Annotated in this window: 13 protein-coding genes and 1 pseudogene; 12 read left to right on the top strand and 2 right to left on the bottom strand. The window is 43.9% G+C overall.

What is annotated here, in order from left to right:
- The first annotated feature begins 313 nt into the window (after window positions 1-313).
- The 4 genes and pseudogenes from EL262_RS02045 (at window position 314) to nhaA (ending at window position 4,781) form a co-directional block, all read left to right on the top strand.
- Complete coding sequence (locus EL262_RS02045) at window positions 314-1,309, top strand: class II fructose-bisphosphate aldolase (protein WP_025837936.1); 996 nt, start codon at window positions 314-316, stop codon at window positions 1,307-1,309.
- Window positions 1,310-1,466: 157 nt separating this feature from the next.
- Window positions 1,467-2,234, top strand: coding sequence for a tRNA (guanosine(46)-N7)-methyltransferase TrmB (gene trmB, locus EL262_RS02050; protein WP_025837938.1), 768 nt, complete (start codon window positions 1,467-1,469; stop codon window positions 2,232-2,234).
- 58 nt (window positions 2,235-2,292) lie between these two features.
- Complete coding sequence (locus EL262_RS02055) at window positions 2,293-3,405, top strand: Mrp/NBP35 family ATP-binding protein (protein ID WP_025837940.1); 1,113 nt, start codon at window positions 2,293-2,295, stop codon at window positions 3,403-3,405.
- 12 nt (window positions 3,406-3,417) lie between these two features.
- Window positions 3,418-4,781 (top strand): annotated as a pseudogene (nhaA, locus tag EL262_RS02060) (Na+/H+ antiporter NhaA).
- Between the two features lie 123 nt (window positions 4,782-4,904).
- On the opposite strand, the gene EL262_RS02065 reads toward nhaA, so the two are convergent.
- Both EL262_RS02065 and EL262_RS02070 read right to left on the bottom strand, forming a co-directional pair.
- Window positions 4,905-5,531, bottom strand: coding sequence for a Type 1 glutamine amidotransferase-like domain-containing protein (locus EL262_RS02065; protein WP_025837942.1), 627 nt, complete (start codon window positions 5,529-5,531; stop codon window positions 4,905-4,907).
- A gap of 402 nt (window positions 5,532-5,933) precedes the next feature.
- Complete coding sequence (locus EL262_RS02070; RefSeq protein ID WP_025837944.1) at window positions 5,934-6,755, bottom strand: AraC family transcriptional regulator; 822 nt, start codon at window positions 6,753-6,755, stop codon at window positions 5,934-5,936.
- 311 nt (window positions 6,756-7,066) lie between these two features.
- On the opposite strand from EL262_RS02070, the gene EL262_RS02075 reads away from it, so the two are divergent.
- The 8 genes from EL262_RS02075 to EL262_RS02110 all read left to right on the top strand — a co-directional run bounded on the left by EL262_RS02075 (window position 7,067) and on the right by EL262_RS02110 (window position 17,104).
- Window positions 7,067-7,816, top strand: a complete 750-nt coding sequence (locus EL262_RS02075; protein ID WP_025837946.1) for an MlaE family ABC transporter permease — start codon at window positions 7,067-7,069, stop codon at window positions 7,814-7,816.
- Window positions 7,817-7,837: 21 nt separating this feature from the next.
- Complete coding sequence (locus EL262_RS02080; RefSeq protein ID WP_036853035.1) at window positions 7,838-8,566, top strand: ABC transporter ATP-binding protein; 729 nt, start codon at window positions 7,838-7,840, stop codon at window positions 8,564-8,566.
- A gap of 52 nt (window positions 8,567-8,618) precedes the next feature.
- Window positions 8,619-10,316, top strand: a complete 1,698-nt coding sequence (locus EL262_RS02085) for a glutamine--tRNA ligase/YqeY domain fusion protein (RefSeq protein ID WP_025837950.1) — start codon at window positions 8,619-8,621, stop codon at window positions 10,314-10,316.
- A gap of 28 nt (window positions 10,317-10,344) precedes the next feature.
- Window positions 10,345-11,730 carry a peptidylprolyl isomerase gene (locus EL262_RS02090; protein WP_025837952.1) on the top strand — a complete coding sequence of 462 codons (1,386 nt, stop codon included), beginning with the start codon at window positions 10,345-10,347 and terminating at the stop codon, window positions 11,728-11,730.
- Window positions 11,715-13,415: an OstA-like protein gene (locus EL262_RS02095; protein WP_025837954.1), complete on the top strand. Its 1,701-nt coding sequence runs from the start codon at window positions 11,715-11,717 to the stop codon at window positions 13,413-13,415. The genes EL262_RS02090 and EL262_RS02095 overlap by 16 nt, the downstream gene beginning before the upstream one ends.
- 252 nt (window positions 13,416-13,667) lie before the next feature.
- Window positions 13,668-14,315 carry a uridine kinase gene (gene udk / locus EL262_RS02100; RefSeq protein WP_025837956.1) on the top strand — a complete coding sequence of 216 codons (648 nt, stop codon included), beginning with the start codon at window positions 13,668-13,670 and terminating at the stop codon, window positions 14,313-14,315.
- Window positions 14,312-15,541: a GTPase HflX gene (gene hflX / locus EL262_RS02105; RefSeq protein ID WP_025837959.1), complete on the top strand. Its 1,230-nt coding sequence runs from the start codon at window positions 14,312-14,314 to the stop codon at window positions 15,539-15,541. Before udk ends, hflX begins: the two co-directional genes overlap by 4 nt.
- A 192-nt stretch (window positions 15,542-15,733) precedes the next feature.
- Window positions 15,734-17,104: a TolC family protein gene (locus EL262_RS02110; protein ID WP_036853543.1), complete on the top strand. Its 1,371-nt coding sequence runs from the start codon at window positions 15,734-15,736 to the stop codon at window positions 17,102-17,104.
- The last annotated feature ends 15 nt before the right edge of the window (window positions 17,105-17,119 follow it).

Raw genomic sequence — 17,119 nt, forward strand, 5'->3', positions numbered from 1 at the left:
TTTTTGGTGTGTGGTTCTTGTTTTATTTGGACGTGCTTTTCCTTGATTAGAGAATGACAAATGATACTTTTTTGTCCTTCAATAGAATGTTTTCTGTCCTCAGACAGAAAACATTCTGTCGGCTGTCGGAGGATTTTCTGTCTTGCCTCAGATGAGTTTTGTCTTTGAGGCCGAACTTGTGGGCAACAAAATACATTAAAAACCGGGCTCTAATCCGCGAATATTTGGTTATATTTGTCAGAAAGTAGTAGTTGCCAAGTTGCTTTAGTGCTAAAGGTGACTCGAATGTCAAACGTTTTTAACTTCATTCTATATGGTAAGTTACAAAGAATTAGGGCTTGTCAATACCCGAGAAATGTTTGAAAAGGCAATGGCGGGAAAGTATGCTATCCCTGCGTTCAACTTCAATAACTTGGAGCAGATGCAAGCCATCATTCAGGCTATAGTCGAGACCAAGTCTCCGGTGATCTTGCAGGTCTCCAGTGGAGCTCGTAAGTATGCCAATCAGACTCTCCTACGCTATATGGCTCAAGGTGCGGTTGAATATGCCAAGGAATTGGGGTGTGAGAATCCGCAGATATGTCTTCACTTGGACCACGGAGATACATTCGAACTATGCAAGAGTTGTATCGACATGGGGTTCTCTTCCGTGATGATCGATGGGTCTCACTTGCCTTATGAGGAGAATATCAAACTCACTAAGCAGGTCGTGGAGTATGCTCACCAACACGATGTCACCGTCGAGGGTGAACTCGGTGTGCTCGCCGGAGTCGAAGACGATGTCGTCGCAGAATCACACACATACACTCGTCCTGAAGAAGTCGTCGACTTCGTGACACGTACAGGTGTGGACTCTTTGGCTATTTCGATCGGTACATCTCATGGTGCAAATAAGTTTACACCTGAGCAGTGCACACGTAATGAAAAGGGACAGCTCATCCCTCCTCCTCTTCGTTTTGATATTCTCGAAGAGATCGAAAAGCGTATCCCCGGTTTTCCTATCGTCCTTCATGGCTCTTCTTCTGTGCCACAGGACAAGGTCGATACAATAAACCAGTATGGTGGTAAACTCAAAGATGCCATCGGTATTCCTGAAGATCAGCTTCGAAGAGCTGCAAGTTCGGCAGTGTGTAAGATCAATATCGACTCAGACGGTCGTCTCGCAATGACTGCTGCGGTGCGTAAGGTCTTCCATGACAGCCCTGCCGAGTTTGACCCTCGTAAGTATTTGGGTCCTGCACGTGACAGCTTGAAGGAACTTTACAAACATAAAGTGAACAACGTCCTCGGATCCAACGACAAGATCTGATATGCTTGTCCTCTTGTGATGATGACTTTTTATCTCATCGAGAGGGGGCTTTATCGACTTGATAATATACTACCTCAAAGGGTGTGTCGGCAGGTGTCAATTCTTACCGATGCACCCTGATTATCTTATCTTCTCCAAGAGGGGAACATATACTTTTATGTCCAAAAATAAATTAGAAAAGTTTGCAGAGATGGCTGCTCTTCCCAATGTCTTAGAGTATCCTTTTGGGGTGCTCAGAGAGGGGGCGGCTTTCCCTTACAAGGGACGTTGGCATTCGGAAGTCTTCGGAAATAATAATCCCATAATCCTTGAACTCGGATGTGGTAGAGGCGAATATACGGTGGGGCTTGGGCGTCTCTATCCTGATAAGAACTTTATCGGGATAGACATCAAGGGAAATCGTATGTGGACCGGGGCAACCACAGCGCACCGTGAGGGGCTTGACAATGTCAGATTTCTACGTACACACATCGAGATGCTCACTGAGTTTTTCGCACACGAAGAAGTAGCTGAAATCTGGATTACATTTCCCGATCCACAGATGAAGAAAGTGCGCAAGAGACTTACTTCCGTGAGGTTCTTACAGATGTATAAGAGTATCCTTGATACTGACAGCGGAGTATTGCATCTTAAGAGCGACAGCCCTTTTCTTTATACTTTCACTAAGGCTTTGGCTGAGCACAATGGCTTGACCATAATTGAGGACATACAAGACATTCACAACAATGTGCCGGAGGACTCCGTGCTCAGGATGATCCGTACCTACTACGAGTCTCAGTGGGTCAATAGAGGACTCACGATTAACTATCTGGCTCTGAGGTTGGACAACCTTTCTGAGGCTTCTACCGATCCTGACATCGAGATCGAGCATGATTCATACCGGAGCTACGGCCGTCAGAGACGAAGCGAAATAAACTTACTGTAACACTTGTTGGTTATCTTCACGTACATAACACATTCATCATATAAACTCTAAATTAACAATGTCACTAAAATTATATCCAAACCTTATCCTTGATACACTGCGTAATGTCCGCTATCCGGGTAGCTCGGAAGACATCGTCAGTGCAGGGATGGTCGAAGATGATATTCGTATCGATGGGAATAAGGTCTCCTTCTCAATACGATTTCCGAAGCATAATGACCCTTTTGCAAAGTCTGTCATCAAGGCAGCTGAAAGTACACTCGAAACATTTATCAGCCCCGAGATAGAGGTCAAAGGGAATATCCAGGCCTTATTTCCTGAGCCAAAGGCACCCGAAAAAGCTCCCATACTACCCAATGTTAAAAATATCATTGCAGTATCATCCGGTAAGGGTGGGGTCGGAAAGAGTACCATCACTGCTAACCTTGCCGTTGCTCTCGCCATGCAAGGGTATAGGGTGGGATTGCTTGATGCTGATATATTCGGCCCTTCTGTGCCAAAGATGTTCAGATGCGAAGATGCTCGTCCTCTGCTTGCGGATGTCGAGGGGCGTGAACTCATCGAGCCTGTCGAAAGATATGGGGTTAAGCTTCTTTCGATTGGCTTTTTTGTCAATCCTGAGGATCCTATCTTATGGAGAGGTGCGATGGCGACAAACGCATTAAACCAACTTATTACTCAAGGGAACTGGGGCGAGCTTGACTTCTTGCTCCTCGATTTGCCTCCGGGTACAAGTGACATTCACTTGAGTTTGATACAGACCATAGGCATCACAGGTGCGGTCATCGTGACTACGCCACAAGAAGTGGCATTGGCAGATGCTCGTAAGGGTGTAAATATGTTCTTGGATCCGAAGGTCAATGTCCCGGTCTTGGGGGTGGTTGAGAACATGGCTTGGTTTACACCGGCCGAGCTTCCGGAGAATAAATATTATATCTTTGGAAAAGATGGTGGTAAGCGTCTCGCAGAGGAGATGAATACATATCTCTTGGCTCAAGTACCTTTGGTGCAGAGTGTGCGTGAAGCCGGTGATGACGGTGAGCCGATAGCTCACAATACTGAGACCATCATGGGACTTGCTTTCCATCAGTTGGCAAACAGTGTTATCCAGCGTACCAATGTCCGCAATGAAACCATGGCTCCCACCCAAAAGGTAGAAGTAACTTCATAAATAATCTAATATATGGTTCAGACAAAGACACTTCATCGACTTGGTAGCGTAGTGAAGGGGGTAAATCCTTCAGTATTACTTTTCGTCGCTGCCATCATAGCAATCATCTTGGCGAATAGCCCACTGAAGGATATGTATTTTACGATCCTTGACTCTCCTGTCAATGTGAAGATAGGCGAATACAGCTTATTCTCTCATCATGGACAGACTATGTCTTTACAGCATTTTGTCAATGACGCATTGATGGCAATCTTCTTCTTTGTCATTGGACTGGAGATCAAGAAGGAGATCATGATAGGCGAGCTGTCTTCCGCTCGTAAGGCTCTCTTGCCAATTATCGCTGCGCTCGGAGGGATTGTGATGCCTGTACTATTCTTTTTCCTTGTCGCTCACGAGGCTCCTGCCGTCAGGGGGCTGCCATCCCTATGGCTACCGACATTGCATTTGCCTTGGCTGTGCTCTCTCTCCTTGGTAGGCGAGTACCCGTGGCACTAAAGATCTTCTTGACTGCGTTAGCTGTCGTGGATGATATCGGTGGCATCTTGGTCATTGCTATATTTTACACTTCACATATCGCTTGGACACCACTGCTATTGGGCTTTTTGCTCTTGGGTATTTGTTATCTCCTTGGGCGTAAGGGGCTGGATAAGAGTTATATCTACTATCTTATCGGCTTTGGGGTCTGGACTCTTTTCTTGAGCAGTGGGGTGCATACCACAATCTCGGGCGTACTTTTGGCCTTGACTATACCAGCCAGGGCAACGGTAAGGTTGCCTGAACTCATGTCCAGCATGAAGGAGATGGTCTCCAAGTTTGAGCCCACGTATGAGGGGGGTGTAGGGTCCGACTTTATCTCACATGAAAAGTTGATTACCCTACGTAAGATGGAAAAGAGGGTCGAGCGTACCATCAGTCCGGTGCAGTTCATGGAGCACGACCTGCATCCACTCGTCAACTATCTTATCTTGCCCTTGTTTGCTTTTGTCAACTCAGGTGTGACTTTCGGAGGTATCACGCTTTCGGAATTGGCAAGTGTGCCTTTTGCTATATTCTTGGGATTGTTCTTCGGAAAGACATTAGGTATCTTTGGCTTTACCTACGCATTTCTACGTATGGGGGTAGTTCGTCTCCCTTCAGGTATGACCAGGAGGAATCTTTTCGGGGTATCGATCTTTGGAGGTATTGGTTTCACGGTATCTTTGTTTATCGCCAATCTGTCTTACGGACCTCTTGGGGAAGTTGGAACAGCTCTCCTTAATCAAGCTAAGATCGGAGTCTTTGCCGGTACTTTTGTTTCCGGTGTCGTGGGATACTTTGTCCTTGCAAAGATATTGAAGAAGGAAGAACGTATCCGTATGACGCACTTGAAGTATTGATTAGGTGCATCCATGCTTATGCAAAAGCAGAAAAGGAGTATCATCTTAGTGGTGGTACTCCTTTTCTGCTTTTGTCAGTTATTGCCACCATTTATGTGCTTGTATGCAAAAATCATGATCTTCTCAATCTTCTAAAGTCAGTGTCGATACCTTCTTATCTCTGATAGCGATAGCTTGTAAGTTGCTGATCGGGCGTAGTGGCAACGAACTGTCATATTTTTGGATGATCTTCCGGACGGCTTTTACAAATGGAAAATTGGTATGATGTGGCACTGTGTAAAAGTCTACAATGCCAAGCCCCTCCAGATCTGATAGATCCGGTGCATACTCGATATCGTCCATTAGACGGACATATTCGATGTCTGGTGACAATATCATAGCTCCGGCAGACTCTCCGATGTATGTCTTGCCGTTCAATACTTCGGATGTGATCACCCTGTCTGCTCCTGACTTCCTTAGCTCTTGGAGAAGAAAGAAGGTATTTCCTCCCGTAATGTAGATGATGTCGTTTGTCCTCAGCTTACTTTCTATCTCCTCTATGTGTGCAGAGGAGATGTCCAGCTCTTCAACGATACACTCCATCTCTTCAAGTGCTTTTTTGCCCGCTTTTACGTAGAATGTTACCTTTTCTGTAAGGCTGGCAGTGGGAATGAAGGTGACAGTCTTTCCTTTAAGTTCTTCAGCGGTGACAAAGTCTGTAAATAGCGGCACCACTTGACTGAATGATGAACAGAGAAAAATATGCTTCATGACTAAATTATATCTTTGATTATGAGATTCTTTTTTGTTCAAGTGACAAAGTTAGAAAAAACACTCAGGGCACAATTATACATATCATATTTATGCGAGAAGATAGTTGTATACCCTTAATTTGGAGTAACGAAAGCACCCATGCAAAAACAGGCTTGATTATGAGCGAGATAAATGATGTAAATAAAGTCTTACGACTTGATATAACGAATCGTACGAATCGATACAACGAATCTTACGACTTTTATCGTTAAGTCTTACGACTTGATTTGTCATCAAATCTATCTTGTTACCTTCTGAGGGAAGAATGTGATCAAAGCAATCCATATTTGTTTCCGATCTTGTTTATCCTCCGACAAAATTAAAAAGTCTGATAGATATAAAATTGTACAAATACGACATTCACTCTTCGGCATACATCAGGGAGGCTACTTTCATCGAAGGGGCTTCAAAGAACGACTTAGGGGTAAGGCCGGTGAACTGCTTAAAGTCTCTTATGAAGTGAGCTTGATCATAGTATTCGGCATCGTATGATATCCGATAACTTTTCTCTTCCGGCTGATTCAACAGCATGTGTAGAGCGGTCTGAAATCTGATTACTTTTCCCATCTGTTTGGGAGATAAGCCGATGTGTTGGGTAAATTTACGTTCGAGTTGACGCCTGAATGTATTGTTTTCTTTTGTCAGCACGTTGATCGAGGGACTCCCTTTTGAGATCATCATGGTGTCGATCGTATTTTTGATGATATGGTTGACCATTTGTGGGGTAGTTATCCTCTTGAAAAGTAAGCTTTCTATCATAGCGATACGACTTTGTGTACTCTCAGCTTGGGTAATCAGGTGTATAGCCTGATGGGCAAATTCCTGACCGAAAAGTTCCTCAAGTGGCAGGACTTTATCCGTTATCTCTTTCAAAGGAAGATCGATGAGATTGGAAAAACCATAGGGGTGAAATCGTACAGAAAACGTATCTACAGTCCCTGTGGGCTCGAAGAAGAATGGTTTTACCGGATGACCGAGTATCATCGCACGTGGCTGTATGGTATAGCCTTTGTCTTCGGTGTATGTCCTGACATCATCTGCAAGGTGAAATATCATCTCAATGTATCCATCTGCTATAGCTTTTTGCTTCTGTGGATTAGGCTCTGCGGGTACTTGTAGTATCCAATAGCATTTTATGAAACCTTGTAGATCCGGATGTGGCTTAAATGTCTGATAAATCATATTTCGTGGTGGGGGAGCTTGGGGGATAACTGATTTTTCCGAAACCGCTTATGCAAAGGTATGTTTTTTAGTCTTGGAAGGCTTCTTTTTCACTTCTACTACAACATGATTTGAAGAAATGGAATTTATCAAATTGCTCTTGTTACACACTTCGCTCTATTGTGTATGCTGTATTTAGGATAAATACGTATCTTTGTTTATCTATGCTGTAGATTTACCTATGAGTGGAGCCGAGCCTTGTGTTTCAATGAGATTGTGGTTTGACTCTTGGGGACAGAAATGTAATTCAGATAAGAGTTCAATGAGTTTTTATGATACTACGCAATAAACTTGAAACATTCGGTGAATATACGATGATCCTCAGGGAGGTCTTTCGTAAGCCGGGACGTTGGCGGATGTTTTTCCGAGAGTTGAGGCGTGAAATGTATAGTCTTGGGGTAGATTCACTGTGGATCGTACTTGTTATTTCGTTTTTTATCGGATCCGTCATTACGATACAGTTGGGGATCAATATGTCCTCTCCTTTGATTCCAAAGTTTACCATCGGTTTTACGGCCAGAGAGGTCATCCTTTTGGAGTTCTCTTCCACTATTATGGGGCTCATCCTTGCCGGTAAAGTCGGGAGTAGTATTGCCAGTGAGATTGGTACAATGAGGGTGACGGAGCAGATAGATGCCATGGACATCATGGGTGTAAACTCAGCTAATTACCTCATCCTTCCAAAGATCATGGGGCTGATGTTGATGATTCCCTTCCTTGTCATTTTGAGTATGTTTATCGGTATTGGTGGGGGATATATGGCCTGCATTCTTTCGGGAGATGTACCCCCGTCCGAGTTTGTGAGAGGTATTCAGTTCAACTTTAATACCTTCTATGTCTTCTACTCGATCATTAAGGCCGTCGTGTATGCCTTCCTTATCACCAGCATCGCTGCCTACTATGGGTACACTGTCAAGGGTGGAGCCCTACAAGTGGGTAAGGCAAGCACAAAGGCTGTGGTAAGTAGTAGTATTTCCATACTTGTGGCAGACTTGATATTGACACAGCTGCTATTGGTCTAACGGAGGAAAATCGACAACGCTATGATTGAGGTAAAATCTGTAGAGAAGAAGTTTGATACCAAGGAGGTCTTGAGAGGGATTGATGCTTCATTTAAGGAAGGAGAGTGCTCCCTTGTAATCGGTAAGAGTGGGGCAGGTAAGACTGTGCTGCTCAAGACTGTGGTGGGGTTGATACCGCCCGATAAGGGGGAAGTATTGTACAATAATACCTCTTTGTATGACCTTAGTTCGGAAGAACTTAAGACACTTCGTCAGCAGGTGGGGATGCTTTTCCAAGGCTCTGCACTGTTCGACAGTATGACCATATTTGAGAACATCATGTTTCCCCTTGATATGTTCTCGACATATAAACCGGCACAACGCATCCAGATAGCCAAGGATTGTATAGAGCGCGTCAAACTCTATGATGCGAGATACAAATATCCTGCAGAGGTCAGTGGTGGGATGATGAAGCGTGCAGCCATTGCAAGGGCAATAGCTCTGGGACCAAAGTATTTGTTTTGTGATGAGCCTAACTCCGGCCTTGACCCTGAGACATCAAGGCATATCGATGAGCTCATTCATTCGATCACAAAGGAGTCCAATATCACAACGATCATCAATACCCATGACATGAAGTCCGTCACAAATATAGGGGATCATGTCATCTTTGTCAATAAAGGACGTATAGCTTGGGAGGGTAAAGGTGCCGATATACACTCTTCGGACAACGAAAAGCTTAAGAACTTTGTCTTCGTGAGTGAACTATAAGCTCAAAAGCACCTAAGGATAAGGAATAACAATACATAAGAGAAAATAAAATATGAGTATCGAAAAAGACACAAAAGAGGTTGCTGAAAAGTCACTAAACTTCATAGAACAAATCGTCGAGCAGGATCTGAAAAATGGTCTTAATGATGGGCGGATACAGACTCGTTTTCCACCTGAACCCAATGGATACTTGCACATCGGACATGCCAAGGCTGTGTGCATAGACTTTGGTATAGCTCAAAAGTATGGTGGTACTTGTAACTTGCGTTTTGACGATACCAATCCTGTCAAAGAGGATGTAGAGTATGTAGATGCCATCAAGGAAGATATCAACTGGCTTGGCTTTCAATGGGAAAATGTTTACTATGCTTCGGACTACTTTCATCAGTTGTATGACTTTGCTGTAGACCTTATCAAGAGAGGGTATGCTTATGTCGACGAACAGACATCCGAGCAAATAGCTCAGCAAAAAGGAACTCCCACTATTCCGGGGACTAACAGCCCCTATCGCGATAGACCTGTTGAAGAGAGTCTTGATCTCTTCCGTCGTATGAAGGAGGGAGAATTTCCTGATGGAGCTATGACTCTCCGTGCCAAGATCGACATGGCGAGCTCCAATATGCATTTCCGTGACCCGATTATCTACCGTATCATACATCATCCCCATCACCGCACAGGCAATGAGTGGTGTATCTATCCGATGTATGACTTTGCACATGGACAGAGTGATTATTTCGAGGGTGTGACACACTCTATATGTACTTTGGAGTTCGTTGTACATCGTCCTTTGTATGACTATCTTGTCGAGCTTCTCAAGAAGGACGATTACAGACCTCACCAATATGAGTTCAATCGACTTAACCTTACTTACACTATGATGAGTAAGCGCAAATTGCTTGAATTGGTACAACGTAACCTCGTTCATGGCTGGGATGACCCTCGTATGCCGACCCTCTGCGGGCTTCGTCGTCGTGGATATACGCCTCGCTCCATCCGCAATTTTGTAGATAAGATAGGTTATACCAAATATGATGGAACTATAGACATAGCACTACTTGAGCATGCGGTTCGTGATGACCTTAATGACGTGGCTGAGCGTGCGAGCGTTGTCGTCGATCCGATCAAACTCATCATTACCAACTATCCCGAAGGCAAGGTGGAGTATATGCCAAGTGTAAATAATCCTCAGGATGAGAACAGTGGCACGCATGACATCGCATTTTCACGTGAGCTATATATCGAACGAGAGGACTTCATGGAGGATGCACCCAAGAAGTACTTCCGTCTGACACCCGGTCAGGAGGTAAGACTTCGTTGTGCCTACATTGTTAAGTGCACGGGCTGCAAGAAGGATGCCGATGGTAACATCGTTGAGGTATATGCCGAGTATGATGAGCAGACTCGCAGTGGTATGCCTGAAAGCAACCGTAAGGTAAAGGGTACTATCCATTGGGTGTCTGTTGCCCATGCTTTGCCGGTAGAGGTCAGACTGTACGATCGTCTCTTTACTGTAGAAGATCCTTCGGGTGCAGATGTCAATGATATTGCCGAACTCCTCAACCCAGAGTCTGAGACCATCATCCCTACAGCCTATGCTGAAGAGTGGTTGGCAAAGGCAAAACCGGGTGAACACTATCAGTTCCAACGTGTAGGTTACTTCACTGTTGATAAGGATTCAACGCCTGATCACATCGTGTTTAACCGTACCGTCTCTCTCAAGGATACTTGGAGCAAGGTAAAAGACAAATAAATAGGATTGTCATATAAATCAAACAGATATGAAACATAATTATATTAAGATATTTGCGCTGCTTGTCTGCTCTTTTATGGTGGGTGTTTCTTCTTTTGCACAAAAGAAGAATGTTATCGATCAAGTAGCTTGGATTGTCGGAGATGAGCCGATCTTATTATCCGATATTGAGAAGCAAAGGATATATTACGAAGCAGAGGGGCAGAAGTTCGATCTCAATGCAAGGTGTGTTATCTCTGAACGCTTGGCAATCCAGAAGCTCTTCCTTAATCAAGCCAAGATCGACAGTATCCAACCTAATGAACTTGCAATCTCTCAAGAGGTAAATAGTCGCATAGAGAAAGCGATTAAGGATATAGGTAGTGTTGAAAATCTTGAGTCTTATCTCGGGAAGAGTGTGTCTCAGTTCAGAGAAGAGCTTCGCAAGATCATGCGTGAGGAGTTCACCGTACAGCAAGTGCAACACAAACTTGTTGCAGACATCAAGCTCTCTCCATCAGAAGTAACTCGTTTTTATAACGAAATTGAAAAGGATAGTCTTCCTTTCGTCCCAACGACGGTAGAAACACAGATCATCACTGTAGCTCCAAAGATCTCTCCAAAGGAAATAGATGACATCAAGGCTCGTCTCAGAGACTTTAGTAATGAGATCAGTGCGGGGACAAAGAGTTTTTCTACCCTCGCTCGTCTGTATTCACAAGACAATGCCACAGCTCTTTCAGGTGGTGATATGGGATTTGTCAGTAAGGCCGAACTTGAGCCGGAGTTTGCTCACGTCGCTTTTGGACTTGGTAACAACACAAAAGTTTCTCGTATCGTCAAGACCGCTAAGGGATACCATATCATGCAGCTTATAGAGAAAAGAGGCGATCGCATCAATCTTCGTCATATTATGCTTAAGCCTGAAGTTTCAGATGAAAATATACAAAAGGCTCAGGCTCAACTCGACTCTATCGTCGGACTTATCCGTGCCGACTCTGTCTCTTTTGAGGTTGCGGCCAACTATGTCTCTCATGACGAAGATACTCGTAACAGCAATGGACAGATGGTCAATCTGTATGCCTCGGGTGCTAGTCCACTTTATGGGACATCTAAGTTTGAGATGGGGCATCTTCCACAAGAGATTGCTGCAAAGGTTGTCAATTTGAGGGAAGGAGAGATCTCTGCTCCATTCATCATGAAGGATAAGAACAATAACACTGTGGTCGCTGTGGTGAAGCTCAAGCGTCGTATAGATGGACATAGAGCAAATATCACAGAGGACTATCAGACGGTCAAGGAAATTGTGTTGAATAAAAAGCGTGCTGAGGTCATTGACAAATGGATCAAGCAAAAGCAGAAAGAGACATTTGTGAAGATCAGTCCTGAATATCAACAATGTCAATTTAACTATCCGGGATGGATAAAAAGATAAAGACTCTATATACATTACTCATCCTTGGAGCCTTTATCCTGCTTTCTCGGGCAGGAATGCCTTCTTATGTCGACGAACTGCCGGATTATATCATTCAGTCGATAGATCAGGTAAGAGATTCTGTTGCTCGTAGCTCCGGTAAGGAGCGTATTTTCATAGAGAATGTCGATGTCTGGTCTTACGATAAGGAGATCAACCCTGATGCTCAGGTCTTGAGGGGTAACGTTATCTTTAAGCACAACAACGGTTATATGTACTGTGACAGTGCATTGTTGTATGAGCAACAAAACTCTTTCGAGGCTTTTGGGGAGGTGCGATTTACCCAAGGAGATACCCTCAATGTTTATTGTCGATATATGAGATACAATGGGGGGACTATGCTTGCCGAACTGAGAGAAAACGTAAGAATGGAGCATCGGGGAACGACTTTATACACAGATAGTTTTGACTACGACCGCATCGGTGGAGTAGGATATTACTTTGACAATGGAACGATTGTCGATACATTGAATACTCTCTATTCGGTCTATGGCGAATACCGTACGGACACCAAAAAAGCTATATTCAATGAAAATGTAAAGTTGGAGAATCCTAACTTCACTCTTTACTCCGATACTCTGCACTACGATACCACGACAAAAATTGCGACCATCTTGGGACCTACACGTATTGTAGGAGACAGTGGACATATAGAGACGAATAGGGGTGTATATGATACGGAGCAAGATCGGGCATATCTCCTTGATCGCTCAAGGATGTATTCCGGTTCGAGGTTCATGACCAGCGATTCGCTCTACTATGATCGCAAAAATGGTTTTGCAGAGATGTATCGAGATGTGGTCTTGCGAGATACTGCCGACAAAGTAGAGTTGAGAGGAGGATATGCTGAATACTACGAACACAAAGAATATGGTAAGGCCAAGGATAATGCTTATCTTTTGGAGTACTCTTCCAAAGACACTCTTTATGCTCATGCTCTACTTATGGAGATGATCAAGACTGACTCTCTCACCAAATTGATCAAGGGGTTGGGGAATGTACGTGTCTATCGTCAGGATGTCCAAGCTGTTTGTGATACAATGGTCTACAACTCAAAAGACTCGATCATGAAGTGTCTCGGCTCTCCATTCATGTGGAACGGTAAAACTCAAATTACAGGTGACTCCGCAACCATGTTTATGAGAAATGGTGCCCTGAAGGAAGCTGTCATTGAGGAAAATGCTATTGTTGCTCAAGAACTCGACAGAGTACACTACAATCAAATGAAAGGAAACTCCATCAAGGCGTACTTCAGCAACAACAACTTGGACTCCATTCGCACAGAAGGTAATGCCGAGACAATCTATTACAGTATGGAAAAGGATAGTACACTAAGCTCTCATATCAAAACACAGAGTAGTGCGATCTTCATGAAATTTAAGGACGAAAATATAGAGTTTATCAAACTTCTTGAGCAGACCAAGGGGCTCATGAAGCCGGTTCCAATGCTGATAGACACAGATAAGTTCTTCCCTAACTTTATTTGGTTTTCGGAGGGGCGTCCCAGAAACTTCTCGGACATTTTCCGTAAAACACCACGTCCTAAGTCACCGGGAGCTACTACATCGGAGGAGCCCCAAGAAAGACAAAATGATAGTCAATCATCTATGACCAATGCTACACTTTCGACGAATAAGGAAGAGTGATATCGGAACAAGCCCAAGAAGCCTATATTAAACCACTAGGGGGTGTGTCAAAAAAGATTTTTTGACACACCCCCTGTGGTTATTGAAAAAGTCGTAAGATGTGAAAAAATCAAATCTTACAACTTAGTGATGAGGGGTGTAAGATTTGATCCTGAACTTGTCCTTAAGTTGATATCGAGATTTGAACACTTATCTTGCCCCTTTTCACTATCTTTGTGTTTAGCACAGTGAAATCATTACGAAAAATAACATATGCAAGAAGGATATAAATGTATGGTGATAGGTGTTGCAGGAGGCACAGCCTCTGGCAAGTCTACGCTTGTAAAAAGACTCCATGAAACTTTTGCCAGAGAAGAGGTGGTGGGGTTGTGTCACGACTTTTACTATAAAGCTCATGATGAGCTCACTTTTGAAGAGCGTACTAAGCTGAACTATGATCATCCCGAGTCTTTTGATACGGATATGATGATCGAAGATATCAAAAGATTGAAGTCCGGCCTACCGATACATCATCCGGTTTATTCCTTTGTGGATCATAATAGGACTAAGGAGACAGTACTTGTGAAACCTGCCAAGGTGATCATCATTGATGGGGTATTGATTCTTGAAAACAAGGAGTTGAGAGACCTGATGGATGTTAAGATCTTTGTCGATACCGCAGCCGATGTACGCTTGGGACGTCGTTTGCTAAGGGATGTGGAAGAGCGTGGTAGAGATATGAATTCGGTATTGAATCAGTACTTTTCTACTGTGAAGCCAATGCATGACCAGTTTGTCGAACCATCAAAGAAATATGCCAACCTCATCATTCCCGAAGGTGGATTTAATTCTGTGGGACTCAAACTTCTTATAGATAATATCAAGACGATGCTTCAGGAACTTAACAGCGGAAACGAATGAAAGATTTTATCATTACAGATATTGGCTCAGAGAAGGCATTTCTGGTAGGCCTTATCACACAAGGGCAGTCTGAGGCAGAGGTCAGTGAATATCTGGATGAACTGGCATTTCTCGCAGACACTGCTGGGGTGACTGCAGTGCGTCGTTTTACACAGAAGCTGGAGCATCCTCAGCCTGATACCTTTGTGGGTAAGGGGAAATTACAAGAGATAAAGGAGGCTATTGAGGATGAAGAAGTCGGTGTTGTCATCTTTGATGATGAGTTGTCTCCAAAGCAGTTACGCAACATAGAGAATGAGCTCAAGGTCAAGATACTCGACCGTACAAGACTTATCCTTGATATATTTGCATCACGAGCTCAGACAGCTCATGCTAAGGTACAAGTTGAGTTGGCTCTATATAACTATATGTTGCCCAGACTGACAGGGCTGTGGACACACCTCGAACGTCAACGAGGTGGGGTAGGTATGAGAGGTCCGGGGGAGACTCAGTTGGAGACAGACAGACGTATCATCCTTGATAAGATCGCACGTCTCAAGGAACAACTCAAAGCCATCGATCGTCAGATGAACGTGCAACGGCAAAATCGGGGGAAGATGGTGCGTGTCGCACTTGTCGGTTATACCAATGTCGGGAAATCGACGATGATGAATCTCCTCAGTAAGAGTGAGGTCTTTGCCGAGAATAAACTCTTCGCGACGCTTGACACCACTGTCCGTAAGGTAATAATACATAACCTGCCATTTTTGCTAAGTGACACAGTAGGATTTATTCGAAAGTTGCCCACACAGTTGATCGAGTCGTTCAAGTCCACTCTGGATGAAGTTCGTGAAGCTGATCTTTTGGTACATGTAGTGGATGTTTCTCACCCTTCTTTCGAGGAGCAAATCGAGGTCGTAAATAGCACCCTCAGGGAGATCTTGGGCGATGAAGAAAAGCCTGTTATATTGGTTTTTAATAAGGTTGATGCTTTTACTTATACACCTAAGGCCGACGATGATCTTACACCGATGACAAGAGAGAATATCTCTCTCGAGGAACTCCAAAAGACTTGGATGAACCATTCTTCGCAGACAGATGTACGATTTGTATCTGCAAAGACCGGAGATGGTATCAATGAGTTGAAGAGCCTTTTCTATGATCGGATCAAAACGATACATATGTCTCGGTTCCCCTACAATGATTTTTTGTTTGATACTTATGAACATCTTAATGAAGAAGAATGACACAACTCTCTGAAATAGGTCAAGGCTACCTCCATCGGGGTAGCCTTGATGATTTCTTGTCAGGATGAGTGGAAGATGACCGTTTTTTTAACTCTGTGGTTAAACTTTATGTAACATAAATCGTCTACCTTTACGTACAGAAGACCCGAAAGATATATTAGCATATACAAAACAAGTTATTTTATACCTATAATGAATTCTTTTTGGAAAACCTCAATTATCGGGGTCATTGTTTGTTCAGCCGTTTCAGTTTCCTCCTTGGCACAAGAGGCTCAGAATGGTGTGTCACAGAGGCTATCACTCACTTTGGAGGAGGCACTTGAAGTCGCTTTGACAAAGGGCAACCAAGTAAAGATTGCAGATATCGATGTCTCCAAGGCCAAGTATGATCGTAAAGCAACAATTGCAAAATTATTCCCTTCGGTGAGCCTTACCGGAGACTATAACTACACCCTCAAGAAGCAGATCATGTATCTTGGAGGAGGATTTTCATTTCCGGGTATGCCTGATATAAGTGACAAAGGTATCGAGGTGGGTAAAAACTTCTCTGTCACGGGAGGTGTCGTGGTTGGACTTCCGCTTGTCAATGCTTCGCTCTGGTCTTCGATCACCCTTTCGGCCGAAGCTGTGAATTTGGCACTTCTACAAGCCGAGGAGTCCAGAGAGTCTCTGTTTAATCAGGTGACCAAAGCATACTATGGTGCTCTTCTTGCCCAAGAGTCTCTGAAGGTATTACAACAGACTTACGACAATGCAAAGAATAGCTACAATGACATCAAGAGTAAATATGAGCAGGGGATGGTTGCCGAGTTTGACTTGATCCGTGCAGATGTCGCTGTGAAAAGTATCGAACCCGGGTTGCAGCAGGCGGTTAACGGTGTGGGAGCTACCAGAAGGCAGCTTTTGATCTTGCTCTCGTTGGATGTTGATCAAGAGATCGAACTTTCGGGAGCACTTCGAGATCAGGAAGGGCGTATCTATGAGTCTTACTTTTCGGAACATGTCTTACCTGCAAATAATGTCCAACTAAAACTTGCAAACAAACAGGTGGATATGCTCAAGGTACAGGAAAGGCTTGCAAAAAGTGCATTCTTACCTACACTAAACGTGAGTGGCTTCTACAGATATAGTGCCATGGATGACAAGTTCTCATGGAAGGACTATCAATGGACTCCTTTCTCTGTTATTGCCGTTTCGCTCAATATACCGGTCTTTAGCGGTGGTGAAAAGCTCTTTAAGGTGAAGCAGGCCAAGCAGGCTGTGACTCAAGCCGAACTTAGACGTGCCGACCTTACCAACGTATTGAAGGCTCAGGTAAAGCAGTTCAAGGATGGAATGACGGCTGCTGTCCGAAAGTTGGCTTCGGCTAAGGAAGCCATAATTCAAGCCGAAAAAGGGTACGAGATTGCCCGCAAGCGTTATGATGTGGGGATGTCGACACTCATTGAACTCAACGATGCCAATCTCACCTTGCTACAGTCTCGTCTCAACTACTTTGAGGCGATCTATGACTTCCTGTCCAACGAGGCTGACTACAAAAAGACTTTAGGAGGAAATATCTGAATAAGAAACATAATA

It is taken from the genome of Porphyromonas cangingivalis (assembly GCF_900638305.1).
In the GTDB taxonomy this organism is placed as follows: domain Bacteria; phylum Bacteroidota; class Bacteroidia; order Bacteroidales; family Porphyromonadaceae; genus Porphyromonas_A; species Porphyromonas_A cangingivalis.

Excerpts from the sequence above, each read along its gene's own strand:
- EL262_RS02045 (WP_025837936.1), top strand. The coding sequence starts at position 314 with ATGGTAAGTTACAAAGAATTAGGGCTTGTCAATACCCGAGAAATGTTT.
- trmB (WP_025837938.1), top strand. The coding sequence starts at position 1,467 with ATGTCCAAAAATAAATTAGAAAAGTTTGCAGAGATGGCTGCTCTTCCC.
- EL262_RS02055 (WP_025837940.1), top strand. The coding sequence starts at position 2,293 with ATGTCACTAAAATTATATCCAAACCTTATCCTTGATACACTGCGTAAT.
- EL262_RS02065 (WP_025837942.1), bottom strand. The coding sequence starts at position 5,531 with ATGAAGCATATTTTTCTCTGTTCATCATTCAGTCAAGTGGTGCCGCTA.
- EL262_RS02070 (WP_025837944.1), bottom strand. The coding sequence starts at position 6,755 with ATGATTTATCAGACATTTAAGCCACATCCGGATCTACAAGGTTTCATA.
- EL262_RS02075 (WP_025837946.1), top strand. The coding sequence starts at position 7,067 with ATGATACTACGCAATAAACTTGAAACATTCGGTGAATATACGATGATC.
- EL262_RS02080 (WP_036853035.1), top strand. The coding sequence starts at position 7,838 with ATGATTGAGGTAAAATCTGTAGAGAAGAAGTTTGATACCAAGGAGGTC.
- EL262_RS02085 (WP_025837950.1), top strand. The coding sequence starts at position 8,619 with ATGAGTATCGAAAAAGACACAAAAGAGGTTGCTGAAAAGTCACTAAAC.
- EL262_RS02090 (WP_025837952.1), top strand. The coding sequence starts at position 10,345 with ATGAAACATAATTATATTAAGATATTTGCGCTGCTTGTCTGCTCTTTT.
- EL262_RS02095 (WP_025837954.1), top strand. The coding sequence starts at position 11,715 with ATGGATAAAAAGATAAAGACTCTATATACATTACTCATCCTTGGAGCC.
- udk (WP_025837956.1), top strand. The coding sequence starts at position 13,668 with ATGCAAGAAGGATATAAATGTATGGTGATAGGTGTTGCAGGAGGCACA.
- hflX (WP_025837959.1), top strand. The coding sequence starts at position 14,312 with ATGAAAGATTTTATCATTACAGATATTGGCTCAGAGAAGGCATTTCTG.
- EL262_RS02110 (WP_036853543.1), top strand. The coding sequence starts at position 15,734 with ATGAATTCTTTTTGGAAAACCTCAATTATCGGGGTCATTGTTTGTTCA.